This window comes from Cyanobium gracile UHCC 0139, assembly GCF_034931325.1.
GTDB lineage: Bacteria > Cyanobacteriota > Cyanobacteriia > PCC-6307 > Cyanobiaceae > Cyanobium > Cyanobium gracile_B.
The window spans coordinates 202,928-219,382 of the sequence record NZ_JAYGHX010000003.1; the positions used below are offsets into that span (position 1 = coordinate 202,928).

Annotated in this window: 16 protein-coding genes; 10 read left to right on the forward strand and 6 right to left on the reverse strand. The window is 71.4% G+C overall.

Annotated features, from left to right (window positions below):
* Positions 1–40 precede the first annotated feature (40 nt).
* From topA to VB738_RS07200, 5 genes are read left to right on the forward strand one after another with little or no spacing between them, the layout of a single operon-like run.
* A complete protein-coding gene (gene topA / locus VB738_RS07180; RefSeq protein WP_323305088.1) occupies positions 41–2,785 on the forward strand; it encodes a type I DNA topoisomerase in 2,745 nt (914 codons plus the stop codon).
* Positions 2,785–3,309, forward strand: a complete 525-nt coding sequence (locus VB738_RS07185) for a hypothetical protein (RefSeq protein WP_323305089.1) — start codon at positions 2,785–2,787, stop codon at positions 3,307–3,309. Before topA ends, VB738_RS07185 begins: the two co-directional genes overlap by 1 nt.
* A gap of 4 nt (positions 3,310–3,313) precedes the next feature.
* Positions 3,314–3,970 (forward strand): DUF2232 domain-containing protein, encoded by a 657-nt coding sequence (locus VB738_RS07190; RefSeq protein WP_323305090.1) that lies wholly within the window; start codon positions 3,314–3,316, stop codon positions 3,968–3,970.
* Positions 3,971–3,981: 11 nt separating this feature from the next.
* Positions 3,982–5,127: a TIGR00303 family protein gene (locus tag VB738_RS07195; protein WP_323305091.1), complete on the forward strand. Its 1,146-nt coding sequence runs from the start codon at positions 3,982–3,984 to the stop codon at positions 5,125–5,127.
* Complete coding sequence (locus VB738_RS07200) at positions 5,128–6,150, forward strand: twin-arginine translocation pathway signal (protein ID WP_323305092.1); 1,023 nt, start codon at positions 5,128–5,130, stop codon at positions 6,148–6,150. It abuts the gene before it with no gap.
* A gap of 15 nt (positions 6,151–6,165) precedes the next feature.
* Here VB738_RS07200 and VB738_RS07205 read toward each other — a convergent pair whose 3' ends face one another.
* Entirely contained in the window at positions 6,166–7,326 is a 1,161-nt protein-coding gene (locus tag VB738_RS07205; protein WP_323305189.1) for an aldo/keto reductase, read from the reverse strand.
* A gap of 16 nt (positions 7,327–7,342) precedes the next feature.
* Positions 7,343–7,894, reverse strand: coding sequence for a bifunctional nuclease family protein (locus tag VB738_RS07210; RefSeq protein WP_323305093.1), 552 nt, complete (start codon positions 7,892–7,894; stop codon positions 7,343–7,345).
* Positions 7,895–7,963: 69 nt separating this feature from the next.
* Here VB738_RS07210 and VB738_RS07215 point away from each other — a divergent pair, with 69 nt between their 5' ends.
* Positions 7,964–8,602, forward strand: a complete 639-nt coding sequence (locus tag VB738_RS07215) for a riboflavin synthase (RefSeq protein WP_323305094.1) — start codon at positions 7,964–7,966, stop codon at positions 8,600–8,602.
* Positions 8,603–8,702: 100 nt separating this feature from the next.
* Complete coding sequence (locus VB738_RS07220) at positions 8,703–9,311, forward strand: HdeD family acid-resistance protein (RefSeq protein ID WP_323305095.1); 609 nt, start codon at positions 8,703–8,705, stop codon at positions 9,309–9,311.
* A gap of 24 nt (positions 9,312–9,335) precedes the next feature.
* Here VB738_RS07220 and VB738_RS07225 read toward each other — a convergent pair whose 3' ends face one another.
* The 4 genes from VB738_RS07225 to VB738_RS07240 all read right to left on the reverse strand — a co-directional run bounded on the left by VB738_RS07225 (position 9,336) and on the right by VB738_RS07240 (position 13,096).
* Positions 9,336–9,710, reverse strand: coding sequence for an AbrB family transcriptional regulator (locus tag VB738_RS07225; RefSeq protein WP_323305190.1), 375 nt, complete (start codon positions 9,708–9,710; stop codon positions 9,336–9,338).
* A 121-nt stretch (positions 9,711–9,831) separates the two neighbouring features.
* Positions 9,832–10,440 (reverse strand): cytochrome c oxidase subunit 3, encoded by a 609-nt coding sequence (locus VB738_RS07230; protein WP_323305096.1) that lies wholly within the window; start codon positions 10,438–10,440, stop codon positions 9,832–9,834.
* A 44-nt stretch (positions 10,441–10,484) separates the two neighbouring features.
* Complete coding sequence (gene ctaD / locus VB738_RS07235; RefSeq protein ID WP_323305097.1) at positions 10,485–12,152, reverse strand: cytochrome c oxidase subunit I; 1,668 nt, start codon at positions 12,150–12,152, stop codon at positions 10,485–10,487.
* A gap of 44 nt (positions 12,153–12,196) precedes the next feature.
* A complete protein-coding gene (locus tag VB738_RS07240) occupies positions 12,197–13,096 on the reverse strand; it encodes a cytochrome c oxidase subunit II (RefSeq protein WP_323305098.1) in 900 nt (299 codons plus the stop codon).
* Positions 13,097–13,441: 345 nt separating this feature from the next.
* Between VB738_RS07240 and VB738_RS07245 the strand changes: the two genes are divergently transcribed.
* The 3 genes from VB738_RS07245 to VB738_RS07255 all read left to right on the forward strand — a co-directional run bounded on the left by VB738_RS07245 (position 13,442) and on the right by VB738_RS07255 (position 16,432).
* Positions 13,442–14,215 (forward strand): hypothetical protein, encoded by a 774-nt coding sequence (locus tag VB738_RS07245; RefSeq protein WP_323305099.1) that lies wholly within the window; start codon positions 13,442–13,444, stop codon positions 14,213–14,215.
* Positions 14,216–14,478: 263 nt separating this feature from the next.
* Entirely contained in the window at positions 14,479–15,444 is a 966-nt protein-coding gene (locus VB738_RS07250) for a COX15/CtaA family protein (RefSeq protein ID WP_323305100.1), read from the forward strand.
* Positions 15,437–16,432 carry a heme o synthase gene (locus VB738_RS07255; protein WP_323305101.1) on the forward strand — a complete coding sequence of 332 codons (996 nt, stop codon included), beginning with the start codon at positions 15,437–15,439 and terminating at the stop codon, positions 16,430–16,432. The genes VB738_RS07250 and VB738_RS07255 overlap by 8 nt, the downstream gene beginning before the upstream one ends.
* Positions 16,433–16,455 lie beyond the last annotated feature (23 nt).

The following is a 16,455-nucleotide window of genomic DNA, read 5'->3' on the forward strand; positions in this document are numbered from 1 at the left end:
CGTCGATGCGATAAAGAAGGAAGCGGTATCGCGCCTTCCCGTGGCCCACACCCTGGTCATCGTCGAGAGCCCCACCAAGGCCCGCACCATCCGGGCGTTCCTGCCCAAGACCTTCCGGGTGGAGGCGTCGATGGGCCACGTGCGCGATCTTCCCAACAACGCCAGCGAGATTCCGGCCGCCCACAAGGGCGAGAAGTGGGCCAACCTCGGCGTCAACACCGCCAACGGCTTCGAACCGCTTTACGTGGTGCCGAAGGACAAGAAAAAGGTGGTCAAGGAGCTCAAGGACGCCCTCAAGGACGCCGACCAGCTGCTGCTGGCCACGGATGAGGACCGCGAAGGCGAGAGCATCAGCTGGCACCTGCTCCAGCTGCTCGGGCCGAAGGTGCCGGTGAAGCGGATGGTGTTCCACGAGATCACCAAGGAGGCGATCGGCCGCGCCCTCGACCAGACCCGTGATCTGGACATGGAGCTGGTCCATGCCCAGGAGACCCGGCGGATCCTCGATCGGCTGGTGGGCTACACCCTCTCGCCCCTGCTCTGGAAGAAGGTGGCCTGGGGCCTCTCTGCCGGCCGGGTCCAGTCGGTGGCGGTGCGGTTGCTGGTACAGCGCGAGCGGGCCCGGCGGGCGTTCCGCAGCGGCAGCTACTGGGATCTCAAGGCCCGCCTTGAGCAGACGGCCTCGCCCTTCGAGGCCAAGCTCACCCACGTCGGGGCCGAGCGCATCGCCGGCGGCTCCGACTTCGACGAGACCACCGGCGGCCTGAAGCCCGGCAGCAAGGTGAAGCTGCTCAGCGAGGCGGAGGCGTCGGCGCTCAAGGCCGCCGTGGAAAGCTCGCCCTGGCGGGTGGCGGCGGTGGAGGAGAAGCCCACGGTGCGCAAGCCCGTGCCCCCCTTCACCACCAGCACCCTGCAGCAGGAGGCCAACCGCAAGCTGCGGCTCTCGGCCCGCGACACCATGCGCACGGCCCAGGCCCTCTACGAGCGGGGCTTCATCACCTACATGCGCACCGACTCGGTGCACCTCTCCGACCAGGCCCTGACGGCGGCGCGCAACTGCGTCGGCGCCATGTACGGCAAGGAGTTCCTCAGCCCGGCGCCGCGCCAGTTCAGCACCAAGGCCCGCAACGCCCAGGAGGCCCACGAGGCGATCCGGCCCGCCGGCGAGAGCTTCCGCACGCCCAAGGACACCGGCCTCGACGGCCGCGACCTGGCGCTCTACGAACTCATCTGGAAGCGCACCGTGGCCAGCCAGATGGCCGATGCCCGGCTCACCCTGCTGGCCGTCGACATCGAGGCAGCCGGGGCCACCTTCCGGGCCAGCGGCAAGCGCATCGACTTCGCCGGCTTCTTCCGTGCCTACGTGGAGGGCAGCGACGACCCCGATGCGGCCCTGGAGGGGCAGGAAGTGCTGTTGCCTTCGCTCGCCGTCGGCGATGCGCCCCTCTGCCGCGGCGTCGAGGCCCTCGGCCACCAGACCCAGCCCCCCGCCCGCTACAGCGAGGCGGCTCTGGTCAAGACCCTGGAGAAGGAGGGCATCGGCCGCCCCTCCACCTACGCCAGCATCATCGGCACCATCGTCGACCGGGGTTACGCCACCCTGCAGAACAACTCCCTCACCCCCAGTTTCACGGCCTTCGCCGTGACGGCCCTGCTGGAGGAGCACTTCCCCGACCTGGTGGACACGGCCTTCACCTCGAAGATGGAGCACACCCTCGACGAGATCTCCACGGGCAAGGTGTCCTGGCTGCCGTACCTGGAGGGCTTCTACAAGGGGGAGAAGGGCCTGGAGACCCAGGTGCAGCAACGGGAGGGCGACATCGACCCCGGCATCTCCCGCACGGTGGTGCTGGAGGGCCTGCCCTGCGTGGTGCGCATCGGCCGCTTCGGCGCCTACCTGGAGACCAAGCGGGTGGCCGACGACGGCAGCGAGGAGCTGCTCAAGGCCACCCTGCCCCAGGAGATCACCCCGGCCGACCTCGACGCCGAGAAGGCCGAACTGCTGCTGCGCCAGAAGGCCGAGGGGCCCGAATCCCTCGGCGAGGACCCCGAGACCGGCGAGCAGGTCTATCTGTTGTTCGGCCAGTACGGCCCCTACGTGCAGCGAGGCCAGGTCAGCGAGGAGGTGCCGAAACCCAAGCGGGCCTCCCTGCCCAAGGGGGTCAAGCCCGAGGACCTCAGCCTCGAGGATGCCCTGGGGCTGCTGCGGCTGCCCCGCCTCCTGGGCGAGCACCCCGACGGCGGCAAGGTGCAGGCCGGGCTGGGACGCTTCGGTCCCTACGTGGTTCACGACAAGGGCAAGGGCGAGAAGGACTACCGCTCCCTCAAGGCCGAGGATGACGTGCTGGCGGTGGGGCTGAGCCGGGCCCTGGAGCTGCTGGCGATGCCCAAGAAGGGCCGCGGCGGCCGCACGGCCCTCAAGGATCTGGGCGTGCCCGAGGGTTCCGATGAGGCCATCCAGCTCTTCGACGGTCCCTACGGCCTCTACGTCAAGCAGGGCAAGGTGAATGCCTCCCTGCCGGAGGGCACCACCGCCGAGACCATCAGCCTGGAGCAGGCGGTCGAGCTGCTGGCCGCCAAGGCCGCCGCCAAGCCCGCCGCCAGGAAATCTGCTGCCAGGAAATCGACTGCCAAGACGGGAACCGCCAAGGCTCCGTCCACCAGGAGCGCGGCCGCCAAGTCCACCGGCGCGACAGGCGCCGCCGCCAAGAAGCCCCCCGCCACCACCAAGTCCGGTCGCCTGAGGGCCAGCTCCGTGCGGGTGATCAAGCCCGCGGCGAGCTGATGGCCGCGCCCCGCCTCCCCCTTTTGCTGGCGGGACCCCTGCTGACCCTGCCCCTGCTGCTCTCCGCCTGTGGCGGCACGGCGTTCGGCGACGCCCTCTCCCGCAGTTTCTCGGGCGCCCCGGTCGCTCCCACCGCCCCGGTCGCACCCGCCCGGACCACCGCCCTGGCCCAGCCGGCGCCCACCCCGGCCGCCCCGAGCCCTGCGGCCGGCAAGGAGCCTCCGCCGACCGGAGCCACGCCGCCGGCCCGCCCGGCGCCCGATGCCACCCCGGCGGCCCCCGTCGCCCCGGCCGTCCGTCCGGCCCCCTATCGCGTCACCATCCGCCTGCCCCAGGCGGATCCCTCCGCCCCGGCCGAGGTGGTCACCAGGGCCCTGCGGGCCGCCGGCGTGCCGTTCGAGGTGGAGACGATCGAACGCATGCCCGCGGCCGGCTCCGGGGCCGCCGAGACTCCTGGGGCCCCCGCTGGCGCGGCCAATGGCAGTGCCCCAGCCACCTCCCGGCCGGCGCCGGCGCCGCGCTGACCCGATGACCCCTCCCCTCCGGCGCCAGCTGAGCCATCGCCAGGCGCGCCAGCTGATGGACACCGCCTACCTCGCGGCCGCCACCGCCCTCCTCTGGGTGGCGCTCTACTACCTGCCGGTGGGCAGCCCCCTGTTCCGCCTCGCCCTGCCCCTGCCCCTGGCCCTGCTGCAGCTGCGCCATGGCGGGCGCTGCGCCCTGGAGGGCGTGGTGGTGACGACCCTGCTGCTGGTGGCCCTGATGGGCCCGATCCGCGGCCCCCTGGTGCTGTTCCCCTACGGCCTGCTCTCCCTCTGGCTGGGCTGGGGCTGGCGACGCCGCAGCAGCTGGTGGCTCACCCTGGGGGTGGGGGGCCTGATCGGCGCCGCCGGCTTCCTGGTGCGGGTGGCCGTGCTCTCGGTGCTGGTGGGGGAGAACCTCTGGGTGGTGATCACCACCGCCGCGGCCAACCTGCTCGATCGCGTGGCGGGGGTGGTGGGTCTGGCGGGCGGGTTCGATCTCGACCAGGTGCAGGTGGCTGCCGTGCTGCTGGTGCTGCTCCAGAACCTGATCGTGGTGCTGGCCCTCCATGCCGTGGCCTACTGGATCTTCCCCCGGCTCGACCAGCCCATCAGTGAGCCGCCGCCGGCCCTGCGCGGCCTGGTGGCCCTCGACCCCCTTTGAGCCTGCCGGGGTTGATCATCGGTTCCGCGTCTGCCGCCGAGGCCTGGGGCCGGCCCTGGTGGCAAGGGTGGCGCGACGCGGAGGTGCTGGTCCTGCTGGCGGGCACCGACACGGCCGCCGTGCCGGGCATCTCCGCCGCCGGCGCCACCCCCGTCTCCCGCCGCCGCACGGCGGCGGCCGATGCCGAGCTGCTGCTGCTGGGCCCCGCCGGCGAGCTCCCCCATGCCCTGCCGCCCCTCCCGGCCGGGGTGTCCCCCGCCCTGATCAGCCATGTGGTGCTGCGGGAGCTGGGCCTGGTTCCCCTGCTGGTCGACCTGGGTTGCCCGGTGGCCCCGGCGGTGCCCCACCTGCGGCTGCCGGCTCCGGCGGGGGCCGGGCCGGCCCGCTGCCTGAGCGGCGGTGCCGCCCTCGATCCGGGGCGGCTGGAGGCCCTGCTGGCCCTGGGCCGGCGCTGGGGGGAACGCTTGCCGCCAGGGCGCCCCCTGCTGCTGGCGGAATGCGTGCCCGGGGGCACCAGCACCGCCCTGGCGGTGCTGACGGGGCTGGGGGTGGCGGCCGATGGGCTGGTGAGCGGCAGCCTGCGCCACCCCGACCACGGCCGCAAGGCGGCCCTGGTGGCCCGGGGGCTGGCGGCGGCGGGCCTGGCCGTGGCCGGAGCGGGAGATCGGAGCGATGCGGTGCGGGTGGTTGCTGCCGTGGGGGATCCGATGCAGCCCCTGGCCGCCGCCCTGGTGCTGGCCGCCGCCGCCGGCGGCCGGCCGGTGCTGCTGGCGGGGGGCAGCCAGATGGCGGCGGTGCTGGCCCTGGCCCTGGCCCTGGCGCCCCCCGCCCTGCGCCCGGCGGTTGCCGCCGCCGCGGCCGTGGGCACGACCGCCTGGGTGGCCCACGAGGCCGGCAGCGACCTGGCCCTGCTGCTGCGGCGCATCGGCAAGCGCTGGGGGGTGGAGCCCCTGGCCTTCGCGGCCGACCTGCGCTTCCCCGAGCCCTGCCACCCGGCCCTGACGGCCTATGAGCAGGGTTATGTCAAAGAAGGGGTGGGGGCGGGGGGCCTGTCCCTGCTCTGGCAGCTCAGCGGCCGCTCCGCCCCGGCCCTCGCCCGCCTGTGCGACCAGGCCTGCGCCACGCTTCTGGGGCCGCCGCCGCCTACGGTCCGCTGAATGGGTGCCCCCTTCCCCCCACCGCCGACCCCGGCCCTCAGCCGCCGCACCCTGCTGCGTCTCGGGGCCGCCTCCGCCCTCACCCTGCTGGCCGGCTGCGAACGCCAGGAGCCGCTGCTGCTGGCCAGCCGGGGCGACCTGCCCCCCGCCTGGGCCCGGCGCCTGCCGAAGCCCTGGCGCAGCCAGCTCCTGGAGGATCCCGCCCAGGTGCTGGCCCGGGCGGCCGCTCCCCGGACGGGTCTGCTGCAGCTCAGCGATGGCTGGGCCGCCGAGCTCAGGCCCGCCGACCTCCAGCCCATCGGCACCCCGGCCCTGATCGAGCGGCTCACGCCGATGGCGGCCCCGCTGGCCCACCTCCATGGCCCGCCCGGCGCCGGCCCCCTGGCCTTCCCCTGGTCCTATGGCCCCTGGGTACTGGTGCTGCGCAGCCGCCCGGACCTGGCCCGGCGCCGCGCCGAGGGCTGGGATCTGCTGCTCGACCCCAGCCTGGCCGGCCGGCTGGTGCTGCCCTCCTCCCCCCGGGTGACGATCGCCCTGGCCGGGGAGGACCTGGAGCGCCTGCGGCGGCTCCGGCGCGCCGCCCTGGCCTACGACGACCGTGACGGGCTCAGCCTGCTGCTCACCGGCGAGGCCGAGGCCGCCGTGCTGCCCCGCCAGCGGGTGGTGGGCCTGCTGCGCCGGGATCCCCGGCTCCAGGTGCTGCTGCCTGAGAGCGGCTCCCCCCTCACCTGGAACCTGCTGCTGCGGCCGGCTGGGCCCCATCCGGAGCCGCCCCTGGAGTGGCTGGGGGAGGCCCTGGAGCCCCCCCTGCTGCCGGCCCTGCTGGCGGCCGGCTGGGTGCCGCCCCTGCCCAGGGACCAGCTGCAGCGGGCCCTGACGGACTTCCCGGCGGCCGTCGCCGCCCTGCTGCTGCCTCCCCAGGCGGTGCTGGAGCGCTGCTTCAGCCTGGCGCCCCTCAACGCCGCCGAGCGGGCGGCTCTGCAGCAGCTCTGGGATGGGGCGGCCCCGGTTGCCGCCACCTGATCCACCGGCCCGGGCTCAGCCCCACAGGCGCCGTCGCGGGGCGGCGGCCAGCCGGCGGTGGGTGTCCGCCAGCAGGTCGGGGATGGGCAGCTGCAGCGGACAGCGGGGCAGGCAGGCGCCGCAGCGGCCGCAGGCGGAGGCATCCACCGCCTCCCACCAGTGGCCGGCCCGGCCGATCAGGTTGTAGCGCTCCGTGGCGAAGGGCTCCATGCCATGGCCGACCGCCAGGTTGCGCAGCCGCAGCAGGGCCGGGATCGGCACGGCGTTGGGGCAGGGCAGGCACTGGCGGCACTGGCCGCAGCGGTCGGCCCCGAGCCGCTCCCGGCCGGCGGCTTCCAGGCGGGCCAGCGCCGCCACCAGCTCCCGCCCGTCCGTGGCCGCGGGGGTGGCCGTGGCGGGGGGGCCGGCGTCGGCCAGGCGCACCGCCCAGGCCAGGTCCTCCGGCACGGCGGCCCCCAGGGTGAGGGTGCTGATCCCCTCGGCCAGCAGGAAGCGGTAGGCCAGCTCCAGCGGCGCGAAGGGGGCGCAGTCGGCGACCAGCTCGCCGGAAGGGTCATGGAGACGGCCGCCCTTGTCGGCCGGGGAGATGGCCATCACGCCGATCCCCGCCGCCAGGGCGGAACGGGCCAGGGGCAGCCGCTCCTGGTCGAACAGATGCACATGCAGGCTGCAGAAGCCGAAGCGGCCGCTTTCCAGGGCCGTCGCGATCAGGGCCGTGTCGCCGTGGCTGCTGAAGCCCACCTGCCCCACCAGCCCCTCGCCTGTGGCCCAGGCCAGCAGCTCGGCCCCCGGCCCCGTGAGGGCCCAGGCCAGATGCTCCGGCCGGTTGAGGCCGTGCACAGCCAGATTGTCGAGCCGCTCCACCCCCAGCCGCCGCAGGCAGGCCCGCAGCTGGGCCCGGCCGTCGTCCAGGTCCGGTCCCGGCAGCAGCTTGCTGGTCAGCACCAGGGCCGCTCGGCCGGCGGGATCCCGCTCCCCCAGCCGCGCCAGGGCCCGGCCGAGGAAGGCCTCGGCCGGGCCGTAGGCGGGGGCCGTCTCGATGTGGTTGATGCCCGCCGCCACGGCCGCGTCCAGCACCGCCTCCATCACCGCCGGGGCGTCGAGGGCCCGCATCGTGCCGAGGGTGAAGGCCGACACCGGCCTCCCCTGTCCGAAGGGCCGCCGTGCCGCCGCCAGCGGCGCCACCGGCGGCTCAGAGGCCAGGACCGCCGCCCTCGGGGCCGTCCTCCGGGCCCGGATCGGCCTCGGCGACGGTGCGGCCGATGTGGCGGATCAGGTCGGCCGGGGTGGTGCGGTCCAGGAAGCGTCGGAAATCCTCCTGGTCCTCGGCATCGGCCTCCGCATCGACGGGTATCGAGGCGTCGGCGACCACCTCCTCCAGCATCCAGATGCCGCTGTCGGTGCGCAGGGCCAGGGCGATGGCATCGCTGGGTCGGGCGTCCAGTTCGAGGGCCCGCTCGCTGCCGCTCTGCAGCTTGAGGACGGCCCGGAACGTGTTGTCCTCGATCGTGTGGATGATCACCCGCTCCAGCCGCAGGCCGCCGGCCTCCAGCAGGCTGGCCATCAGGTCGTGACTGAGGGGCCGGGGCGGCCGTTCCCGGTTGAGGCCCGAGAGGATGTTCTGGGCCTGGGCCTGGTCGATCCAGATCGGCACCTGCCGGCGGCCGGAAGGGTCGCGCAGCAGAACGATGGGGCTGCGGCTGGCCGCATCCAGGGCGATCCCGGCGACACGCATTTCAACCATGGTCGGGCCCGTTCCTCGTGCGTGTTGGTCCCCGTGAAACGATTATGGCCAGTGCCGCCGCCTCAGGGGATGTTCACCGGACTGGTGCAGGCCATCGGCAGGCTGGAGCGGAGTCCCGCCGGTGTGCGGGTGCGCACCGACCTCGGCCCCCTGGCTCTGGGGGACAGCGTCGCCGTCGACGGGGTCTGTCTCACCGTGGCCGACCTCCTCGCCGACGGCTTCCGGGCCGACGTCAGCGAGGAGACCCTGGGCCGCAGCACCCTGGCGGAGCGGGCCGCCAGCGGCGGACGGGTGAACCTGGAGCCGGCCCTGCGCCTGTCCGACCGGCTCGGGGGCCATCTGGTCAGCGGTCACGTCGATGGTCTCGGGGAAATCACCGCCATCGAGCGACAGCCCGGGTCCTGGCGGCTGGAGGTGGCCTGGCAGGAGCCGGCTTACGGGCGCTACGTGTGCGAGAAGGCGAGCGTGGCCCTCGACGGCATCAGCCTGACGGTGGCGGGCTGCGAGCCCGATGGCAGCCACTTCTGGATCGCCGTGATTCCCACCACCTGGAGCGGCACCACCCTGGCGGGCCGCCGCGTGGGGGATCGGGTCAATCTGGAGGCCGACCTGCTGGCCAAGTACACCGAGCGGCTGCTGCGACCAGCAGCGACGTCGCCCCAGGCCACCCTCTCCTCCGCCTGGCTGGCGGAACACGGCTGGGGCTAGGCGCGCCGGGACGGGCATCGCGGCGGATGCTGCGACAGATCACGTCTCGTTGTCAGTGGTGGGCGTCACCGTCACGCTGGCCACAGTCCGCCCGGTGCCGATGTTCACCCCCGAAGCCCCCTCCTCCCGTCAGGCCATGGGCACGGCCCTGCGCGCCTTCACCCTGGCCGAAGGGGTGATGCTGATCGTGCTGGGGGTGCTGGCCCTGGTCTTTCCCGTGCTCGCGACCAAGTGGGTCACCGCCGTGGTGGCCATTGCCTTTCTGGTGGGGGGATTGGTGGGCTGGATCAGTTCCCTGCTGCGCTCCCCGGGCCTGAGCCGGGCGATCACGTTCTGGCGCCTGGTGACCTCCACCCTGTTCCTGGTGCTGGGGGTCTGGATGATCCAGCAGATGGCGTCCGGCCCGGCGGCGGCCGCGATCCCGATGGCGGGCCTGGCCCTGGCCATCGGCGTGGTCTTCATGGTGGAGGGGATGGTGGAGGTCCTGGTGGCGACCTCCCACCGCCACATCACCGGCTGGCGCTGGGGACTGGTGAACGGCCTGGTCACCCTTGCCCTGGGGCTGCTGATCCTCACCATGAAGTTCTGGAGCCTGCTGTGGGTGGTGGGCACCCTGGTGGGCATCAGCTTCCTGTTCAGCGGCATCGATCTGCTGCGCTTCAGCGCCAGCTTCCATCCGGAACTGGACGGAGGGCCCGAGCGGGAGTGAGGGCGCGGAGGCTCTTGGCCGGCCTCAGGACGGGCCGTCCGTGCCCGCGCCGTCGAGGGGCAGCAGCCAGATCGAACCGGTCTCCTTGTGGATCTCGATCCGGAACTCCTGGCCGGGCTCCAGGCCCATGCGCCGGGTGTAGGCCTGGCCGATCAGCAGGTTGCCGTTGCCGTGCACCCGTGTGCGGAATTCGGCCTGGCGCCCCTTGCCCACCCCCGCCGAACCGCCGCCGGTGCTCGACGGCACGGGGTAGCCCTTGGCGGCCACCAGGGCGCGATAGAAGTTCTTCCGGAGCACCCGTCCACTCGGCCCCACGTAGCCGCAGGCCCGGGCGATCTGCTCCTCCGGCCGGTTGCTGAGGGAACGGGCCCTCTCCAGCAGGGCCTGACCCTCCAGCATGACCCTGCCGGCAGAACTGTCCTCGTTGGCTGGTCCTTTCTGGGCACCCATCAGCCGGTCAGACGGAGACATCTGAATGAATTGTGCCGATCGTTGTGCTGAACGGGCAACAGTCAGCGAATCAGAGCAGGTAAAGAATCCCGTAAAGGACCACCCAGATCCCGTCGACGAAGTGCCAGTAGAGCTCGGCGGCCTCCAGTCCGAAAGGATCGGCGCTGGTGACGCGGCCACCGTTGCGGGTCTGCACCCAGACCAGCAGGATGCAGATCACCCCGAGGGTGACGTGCAGGCCGTGGAAGCCCGTCAGGGCATAGAACGTGCTGGCGAAGAGGTTGTCGGTGAGGCCGAACGGGAGGGTGAAGTACTCCACCATCTGGCCCGCCAGAAACGCCGCCCCCAGGCCCGCGGTGAGCAGCAGCCAGCTGCGGCAGGGCCCCATCCGACCCAGCAGCAGATTGCGGCCGGAGCGGTGGAAGGTGTAGCTGCTGACCAGCAGCAGCATGGTGTTGATCGAGGGCAGCAGCAGTTCCAGCTCGTAGGTGGCGCCCGCCGGCAGGGGATTCACCGCCCGGAAGGTGAGATAGGCGGCGAAGAAGCCGGCGAAGGTCATGCCGTCGGCCACCAGGAAGGTGGCCAGGCCGAAGAGCCTCAGATCGGCATGGCCGCCATGGTCCTCGGTGGCGGCCGCTTCGGCGGCGGTGGCGCTGCTGCTGGTGGCGAGGCTGGTCATGGCGGCCGGAGGGTGGAGGGGGGAAAGCGGGTGTGGGGCGACGATCAGCGACGGCCGGCGCCAGTCCAGAGGTCCCGGCCAGTGGCGGCCTCCAGACTCAGGGTGTCTTCGTCGACCCCGTAACCGTAGGGGTGCTGGACCAGGGGCGCCTCCCCGATCCAGTTCTCCACCGGCGGCGGCGAGGAGGTGAGCCATTCCGGCGTCAGGGCGTTCCAGGGGTTGTCGCCGGCCACCTGGCCCCGGAAGGCACTCACGATCACGTTGTAGAGGAAGGGCAGGCTGCTGACGGCCATCAGCAAGGCCCCCACACTGCTGATCTGGTTGAGGGTGGTGAAGCTGGGGTCGTACTCCGCCACCCGCCGCGGCATGCCGTTCAGGCCCAGCCAGTGCTGGGGGGCGAAGCAGAGGTTGAAGCCCACGAAGGTGAGCAGGAAATGCAGCCGGCCGAGATCCTCGTTGAGCATCCGCCCGGTGAACTTCGGATACCAGTGGTAGATCGAGGCGAAGATCACGAACACCGTGCCGCCATAGACGATGTAGTGAAAATGGCCGACGACGAAGTAGGTGTCGTGGACGTGGATGTCGAAGGGCACCTGGGCCAGGGCCACGCCGGTGATGCCCCCGAACACGAAATTGACGATGAAAGCGCAGGAGAACAGCATGGCGCTGTTGAGGGCCAGTTTGCCGCCCCAGAGGGTGGCCAGCCAGTTGAAGAACTTGATCCCCGTGGGAACGGCGATGAAGGAGGTGGCGATCGTGAAGAACAGCCGCATCCAGGGCGGGGTGCCGCTGGTGAACATGTGGTGGGCCCAGACCACCAGGCCCAGCACCACGATGGCCAGGATCGAATACACCATGGTGGTGTAGCCGAAGAGGGGCTTGCGGGAGTGGATCGGCAGGATCTCGCTCACCAGGCCGAAGGCCGGCAGCACCATGATGTAGACGGCCGGGTGGGAATAGAACCAGAAGAGGTGCTGGTAGACCACCACGTTCCCGCCCAGGGCCGGGTTGAAGAAGCCGGTATGGGCGACGATGTCGAAGCTCAGCAGCAGCAAGGTGCCCGCCAGGACGGGGGTGGAGAGCACCACAAGGATGCTGGTGCCGAGCATGGCCCAGCAGTACATCGGTAGCTGCATCAGCTTCAGGCCGGGCCGGCGCAGCTTGAGCACGGTGGCGATGAAGTTGATGCCGCCGAAGATTGAACTGCCCCCCAGGAGCAGCACGCTGACGATCCAGACAACCTGGCCCAGGGCCGGGGTGGTGATGCTCAGGGGTGGGTAGGCCGTCCAACCGGACTGGGCCGCCCCGGTGATGAAGTAGCTGCCGATCAGCAGGATCCCGGCCGGCGGAATCATCCAGAAGGCGACGGCGTTGAGCCTGGGGAAGGCCATGTCCCTGGCGCCCACGTAAAAGGGAATCAGGTAGTTGCCGAAGGCGCCATTCACCACTGGCACGATCCACAGGAAGATCATCACGGTCCCATGGAGGGTGAGAACCTCGTTGTAGGTTTCCCGGCTCACGAAGTCCGAGATCGGGCTGGCCAGTTCGGCGCGGATCACGCCGGCCAGGGCCCCGCCGATGAAATAAAAGAGGAATCCGGTCACCAGATACTGCAGTCCGATCACCTTGTGATCCAGGCTGAAACTGAAGTAGCGCAGCCAGCCCTGGGGCTGGAGGCTCTCCTGGAAGTCGTTGGGGGAGGCGACGGTCATCGGGCGGGTGGGTGCGGGCGGAGTCGGTATCTGGGGACGGGGCGTCAGGCGGTGGGGTTGCCCGCGGCGACCGCCACCGTGGCCGTCACGGGGCTGTTCTTCTGCAGCCAGGCGTCGTAGGCCTCCGGCTCATGCACCACGACGGTCGAGCGCATGCCGCCGTGGTAGGGCCCGCAGAGCTCGGCGCAGATGATGGGATAGCTGCCCGCCTTGGTGGGGGTGAAGGTGAGCACGGTGGGCTGGCCGGGGATCACGTCCTGCTTGAGCCGGAACTGGGGCACCCAGAAGGCATGGATCACGTCGTTGGCCTTCATGCGCAGTTCCACCGGCCGGCCGTTGGGCACATGCAGCTCACCGCTGGTGATGTCGCCTTCCGGGTAGTGGAAAATGAAGGCGAACTGCATGGCCGTCACCTCGACCGGCAGGACATTGGCTTCGCCGGCCGCCGTGCCAATGCCGCCCCAGACCCGGGGGGCCTTCAAAGGGCCGCTCCCCGTGGCATCCAGGGCGGGGTCTGCCGTGGTGACGGAGGCCTCCATCGTTTCCATCGACGGCATCCGGTGCATGGCGGAGTGGTCGTTGAGGCTGCTCATGCCACCCATGCGCTCGTAGATGTCGTAGCTGTAGATGCCGACGAACAGCACCACGACCGCCGGGATGGCGGTCCAGACGATCTCGAGCAGCAGATTGCCCTCGATCGCCAGGCCGTCGGTGTGGTCGCCGCTGCGGCGGCGGAAGCGCACCAGGCTGAACACCACCAGTCCGACGATGCCCAGGAACAGGATCGTGCCGATGCTGAACAGCACCCGAAACAGGGAGTCGTAGACCGGCGCGTTGGCGCTGGCGTCGAGGGGCAGCAGGTCGACGTTGTAGCCCACCCAGAGGCCGGACAGCACGAGTGCCATGCCCACCAGCAGGGTGACGAGGGAGGAGGGAATCGGCACGGGGACGGCGGCGGGACGGAGTGCGGAAGGGTGGCGAGCCCCTGAGGCCAACAGCTTATGGACGGCCGTTCGCGCGCCGCGCGTTCGTTGTAACCAGAGACGCGATTTCGGGGAAATTTCACATTCACTTCGGGCGATGTGCTGATTCGCACATCTTTCAAGGCCGCCAAACTTCCTGGCCCATCGGGGCGTACGCCTGGGCCCCCGCCGCCCGGGCCCGCTGCCGCGGCGGAAGGTCACTGCGAGCATGAAGCTCACCCATGCCCGGCTGTGGTGCGATCGGTCGCCGGGATCCCGGGGTTCCGAGGCTCCCCACACCCCAGGCTGCATCTGAGCGGAGCTGCGGTGCCCTTCACCCACGAGCAGATCCAGAGGCTTCGCCACCGCCATCGCGGCTACATCCTCACCCTCGCCACCGAGGTGCTGCTGATCCTGATGCTGCCGTTCTGCCAGTCCCACGTCTGGCTGCTCTCGGTGCTGCTGATCGGCCTGGCGGTGGTGCTGGTCATGACGGTGACGCGCTACTCACCCCTGGTCAGCACGCGGCCCGTGCTGTACGGCCTCTGTGGCCTGGCGCTCGCCCTGGAGGGGGTGTGGCATCTGGCCCTGGCCTTCGATCCACCCCTCGGGCGCCTCGTCACGGTGCCCCATGTGATCGCCTGGCTGCTGTTCTTTCTGGTGGCGTTGATGCGCAAGGTGAAGACCCTGGTGCGGGAGCCCTTCGTGACACTGGCCGTGGTGATGGGCGCCACCTCCGGCTACCTCCTGGTCGGCATCGCCGGCGGGGTGATGCTGGTGGCCCTGTGGGTCCTGCATCCGGGCGCCTTCGACCTCTCCGCCCTGCCGGTGCTTCAGGACCTGAACGCTGATGCCGTGGCGATGGCGCCGGCGCTGATGGCCGCCTCCTTCACGATCCTGACCAGTGTGGGATCGGAGGTGCTGCGCAGCAGCGACGTGACCGGGCAGGTGATCACGGTGGTGATCACGATTTCGGGGCAGCTGTACATCGCCATTCTCATTGCCCTGATCCTGGGCCGCTTCCACAGCAGGCCCCCCAGGGGGAGGCCCTTGCCGCCGTCCCGTTCCCATGGGGAGGACCGGCAGCCCTCCAGTCGCTGACCAGGAACCACCGGAGCTTCGGATCCACCCTTTCGATCAGGGCCCGTCGGCGTCGCTCCTTTCCCGCGGCAATCGCCAGCGCTGATGGGGCAGAGGGCTGGCTGGCGAAGGGGCATCCGGTGATGCAGGGACGCTCGTGCAACGCGCTTTCGTTGTAGCCAGCGCGGCAATTTCGTAGAAATTTCACATTCACGTCGGGCGATGTGCTGATTCGCACATCTTTCAATGCCCGCTAACTTGGTCACTCGGAAGAGCATTCATTCATGGCCGTGGCGCCGTCCGCGCAACCCCTGCCCCTGTCCCGGTCCGCCTCCGGTGAGAGCTGGCCCGTGCGCCTGGTGCCCCTGCTCACCGCCCACCTCGTTGTTGCCCTGGTGGCCCTGGTGGCCATCGGTGGTGCCACCCGGGTGATGCAGGCCGGCCTGGCCTGTCCCGACTGGCCCCTCTGCTACGGCGTGCTCTGGCCAGGCCGCCAGTGGAACCTGCAGGTGTTCCTGGAGTGGTTCCACCGCCTCGATGCCTTCCTGGTGGGTGTGGCCCTGCTCCTCCTGTTCGCCCTCAGCCTGCGGTTCCGCTCCCGCTTCCCGCGCTGGCTGCCCTGGAGTGCCGGCCTGGCCCTGCTCCTTGTGGCGGTTCAGGGCGGCCTGGGGGCCCTCACCGTGCTCAGCCAGCTGGCCGCCCCCACCGTCACCCTGCACCTGGCCGCAGCCCTGAGCCTGGTGCTGCTGCTGAGCGCCATGCACCAGGGTCTGGAGCGCCACTCCGCCATCGTGGCCGCCCCTCCCGCGGGCGATCTGCCGCGCTGGTGGTCCCCCCTCCCCGTCCTGGTCGCCCTGCTCGTCGGTGGCCAGTGCCTGCTCGGCGCGGCCATGGCCAGCCGCTGGGCGGCCCCGCTCTGCCTGCAGGCAGGGGAGGGCTGCCGCTGGCTGCTGCTGCACCGGCAGGGGGCCTATCCGGCGGCGGTGGCGGTGCTGCTGCTGGCCGCCGCCTCCCTGGCCCTGCCTGCCGGCCTCGGCCGGGCCAGGGGACTGGCCTTCGCCGCCGCCGGCCTGGTGGTGGTCCAGGTGGTGCTCGGGGTGCTCACCCTGCGTCTCCAGCTCGCCGTCCCTGCCGTCACGATCGCCCACCAGCTCACCGCCGCCCTGCTGGTGGGGGTGCTCGGTGGGCTCTGGGGACTCGCGTTCCCGTCCCCGTCCGTTTCCGTCCGTCTTGAGGTGGCCCATGGTTAGTGTCAGCGCCGTGGCGGCCATTGCCGCACCCTCCGCGCCGGCGGCGATCCGGCCTTCGGTGAAGCTCCCCGCCTGGCTGGAGGTGGCCAAGCCGCGGCTGATCCCCCTGCTGCTGGCCACCACCGTGGGCGGCATGGCCCTCACCGCCGCCTGGCCGCTCGATCCGGTGCGCCTGCTCTGCACGCTGGTGGGTGGTTCGATGGCCTCGGCCGCCGCCGGGGTCCTCAACTGTCTCTGGGAGCAGGAACTCGACGGCCGCATGCAGCGCACCAGCCGCCGTGCCCTGCCCTCGGGCCGCCTGGCCCAGCGCCAGGCCTTCGGCCTCGCGGTGGCCCTCACCATCGGCTCGGTGCTGGTGCTCGTCCTGGGGGTCAACTCCCTGGCCGCCTCCCTGGCCCTGCTGGGGCTGTGCAGTTATGTGCTGCTCTACACGGCCCTGCTCAAGCCCCGCACCACCCAGAACATCGTCATCGGCGGCATGGCCGGGGCGATCCCGCCCCTGGTGGGCGCGGCGGCCGCCACCGGCCACCTGGGCTGGAGCGGCTGGTGGCTGTTCAGCCTGGTGATGGTGTGGACGCCGGCCCATTTCTGGGCCTTGGCCCTGCTCCTCCGTGAGGACTACCGCTCCGTGGGCATTCCGATGCTGCCGGTCGTGAAGGGTCTGACGGTGACGGCCCGGGCCATCGGCCGCTACAGCTGGGCCACGGTGGCCATGAGCCTGGTCGGTGTCGTTGCCCTTCCCAGCGGCGGCTGGCTCTACGGCCTGCTGGTGCTCCCCTTCAACGCCCGTCTGCTGCAGCTCAGCGCCAGCCTGGCGGAGGACCCAGGCGATCCCCGCCGGGCCCGCAGCCTGTTCCGATGGTCGATCTTCTACCTCTTCGGCATCTGCCTGCTGCTGGTTCTGGCGCGCACCCCCCTGGCCAGCGCCGTCCACCCGGCCGCCCTGATGGCCGCCGTCCTCCATCTGTCTCCAGCTGCGGCTGCCTAGATTGGCCTGGCTTCCAGCCCTTC

What these genes read in the sequence shown, in the direction of transcription:
- VB738_RS07220 (WP_323305095.1), top strand. Translation starts at nt 8,703, where the DNA reads ATGTTCACCCCCGAAGCCCCCTCCTCCCGTCAGGCCATGGGCACGGCC.
- VB738_RS07210 (WP_323305093.1), bottom strand. Translation starts at nt 7,894, where the DNA reads ATGGTTGAAATGCGTGTCGCCGGGATCGCCCTGGATGCGGCCAGCCGC.
- VB738_RS07215 (WP_323305094.1), top strand. Translation starts at nt 7,964, where the DNA reads ATGTTCACCGGACTGGTGCAGGCCATCGGCAGGCTGGAGCGGAGTCCC.
- ctaD (WP_323305097.1), bottom strand. Translation starts at nt 12,152, where the DNA reads ATGACCGTCGCCTCCCCCAACGACTTCCAGGAGAGCCTCCAGCCCCAG.
- VB738_RS07250 (WP_323305100.1), top strand. Translation starts at nt 14,479, where the DNA reads ATGGCCGTGGCGCCGTCCGCGCAACCCCTGCCCCTGTCCCGGTCCGCC.
- VB738_RS07185 (WP_323305089.1), top strand. Translation starts at nt 2,785, where the DNA reads ATGGCCGCGCCCCGCCTCCCCCTTTTGCTGGCGGGACCCCTGCTGACC.
- VB738_RS07255 (WP_323305101.1), top strand. Translation starts at nt 15,437, where the DNA reads ATGGTTAGTGTCAGCGCCGTGGCGGCCATTGCCGCACCCTCCGCGCCG.
- VB738_RS07190 (WP_323305090.1), top strand. Translation starts at nt 3,314, where the DNA reads ATGACCCCTCCCCTCCGGCGCCAGCTGAGCCATCGCCAGGCGCGCCAG.
- VB738_RS07225 (WP_323305190.1), bottom strand. Translation starts at nt 9,710, where the DNA reads ATGCTGGAGGGTCAGGCCCTGCTGGAGAGGGCCCGTTCCCTCAGCAAC.
- VB738_RS07200 (WP_323305092.1), top strand. Translation starts at nt 5,128, where the DNA reads ATGGGTGCCCCCTTCCCCCCACCGCCGACCCCGGCCCTCAGCCGCCGC.
- VB738_RS07230 (WP_323305096.1), bottom strand. Translation starts at nt 10,440, where the DNA reads ATGACCAGCCTCGCCACCAGCAGCAGCGCCACCGCCGCCGAAGCGGCC.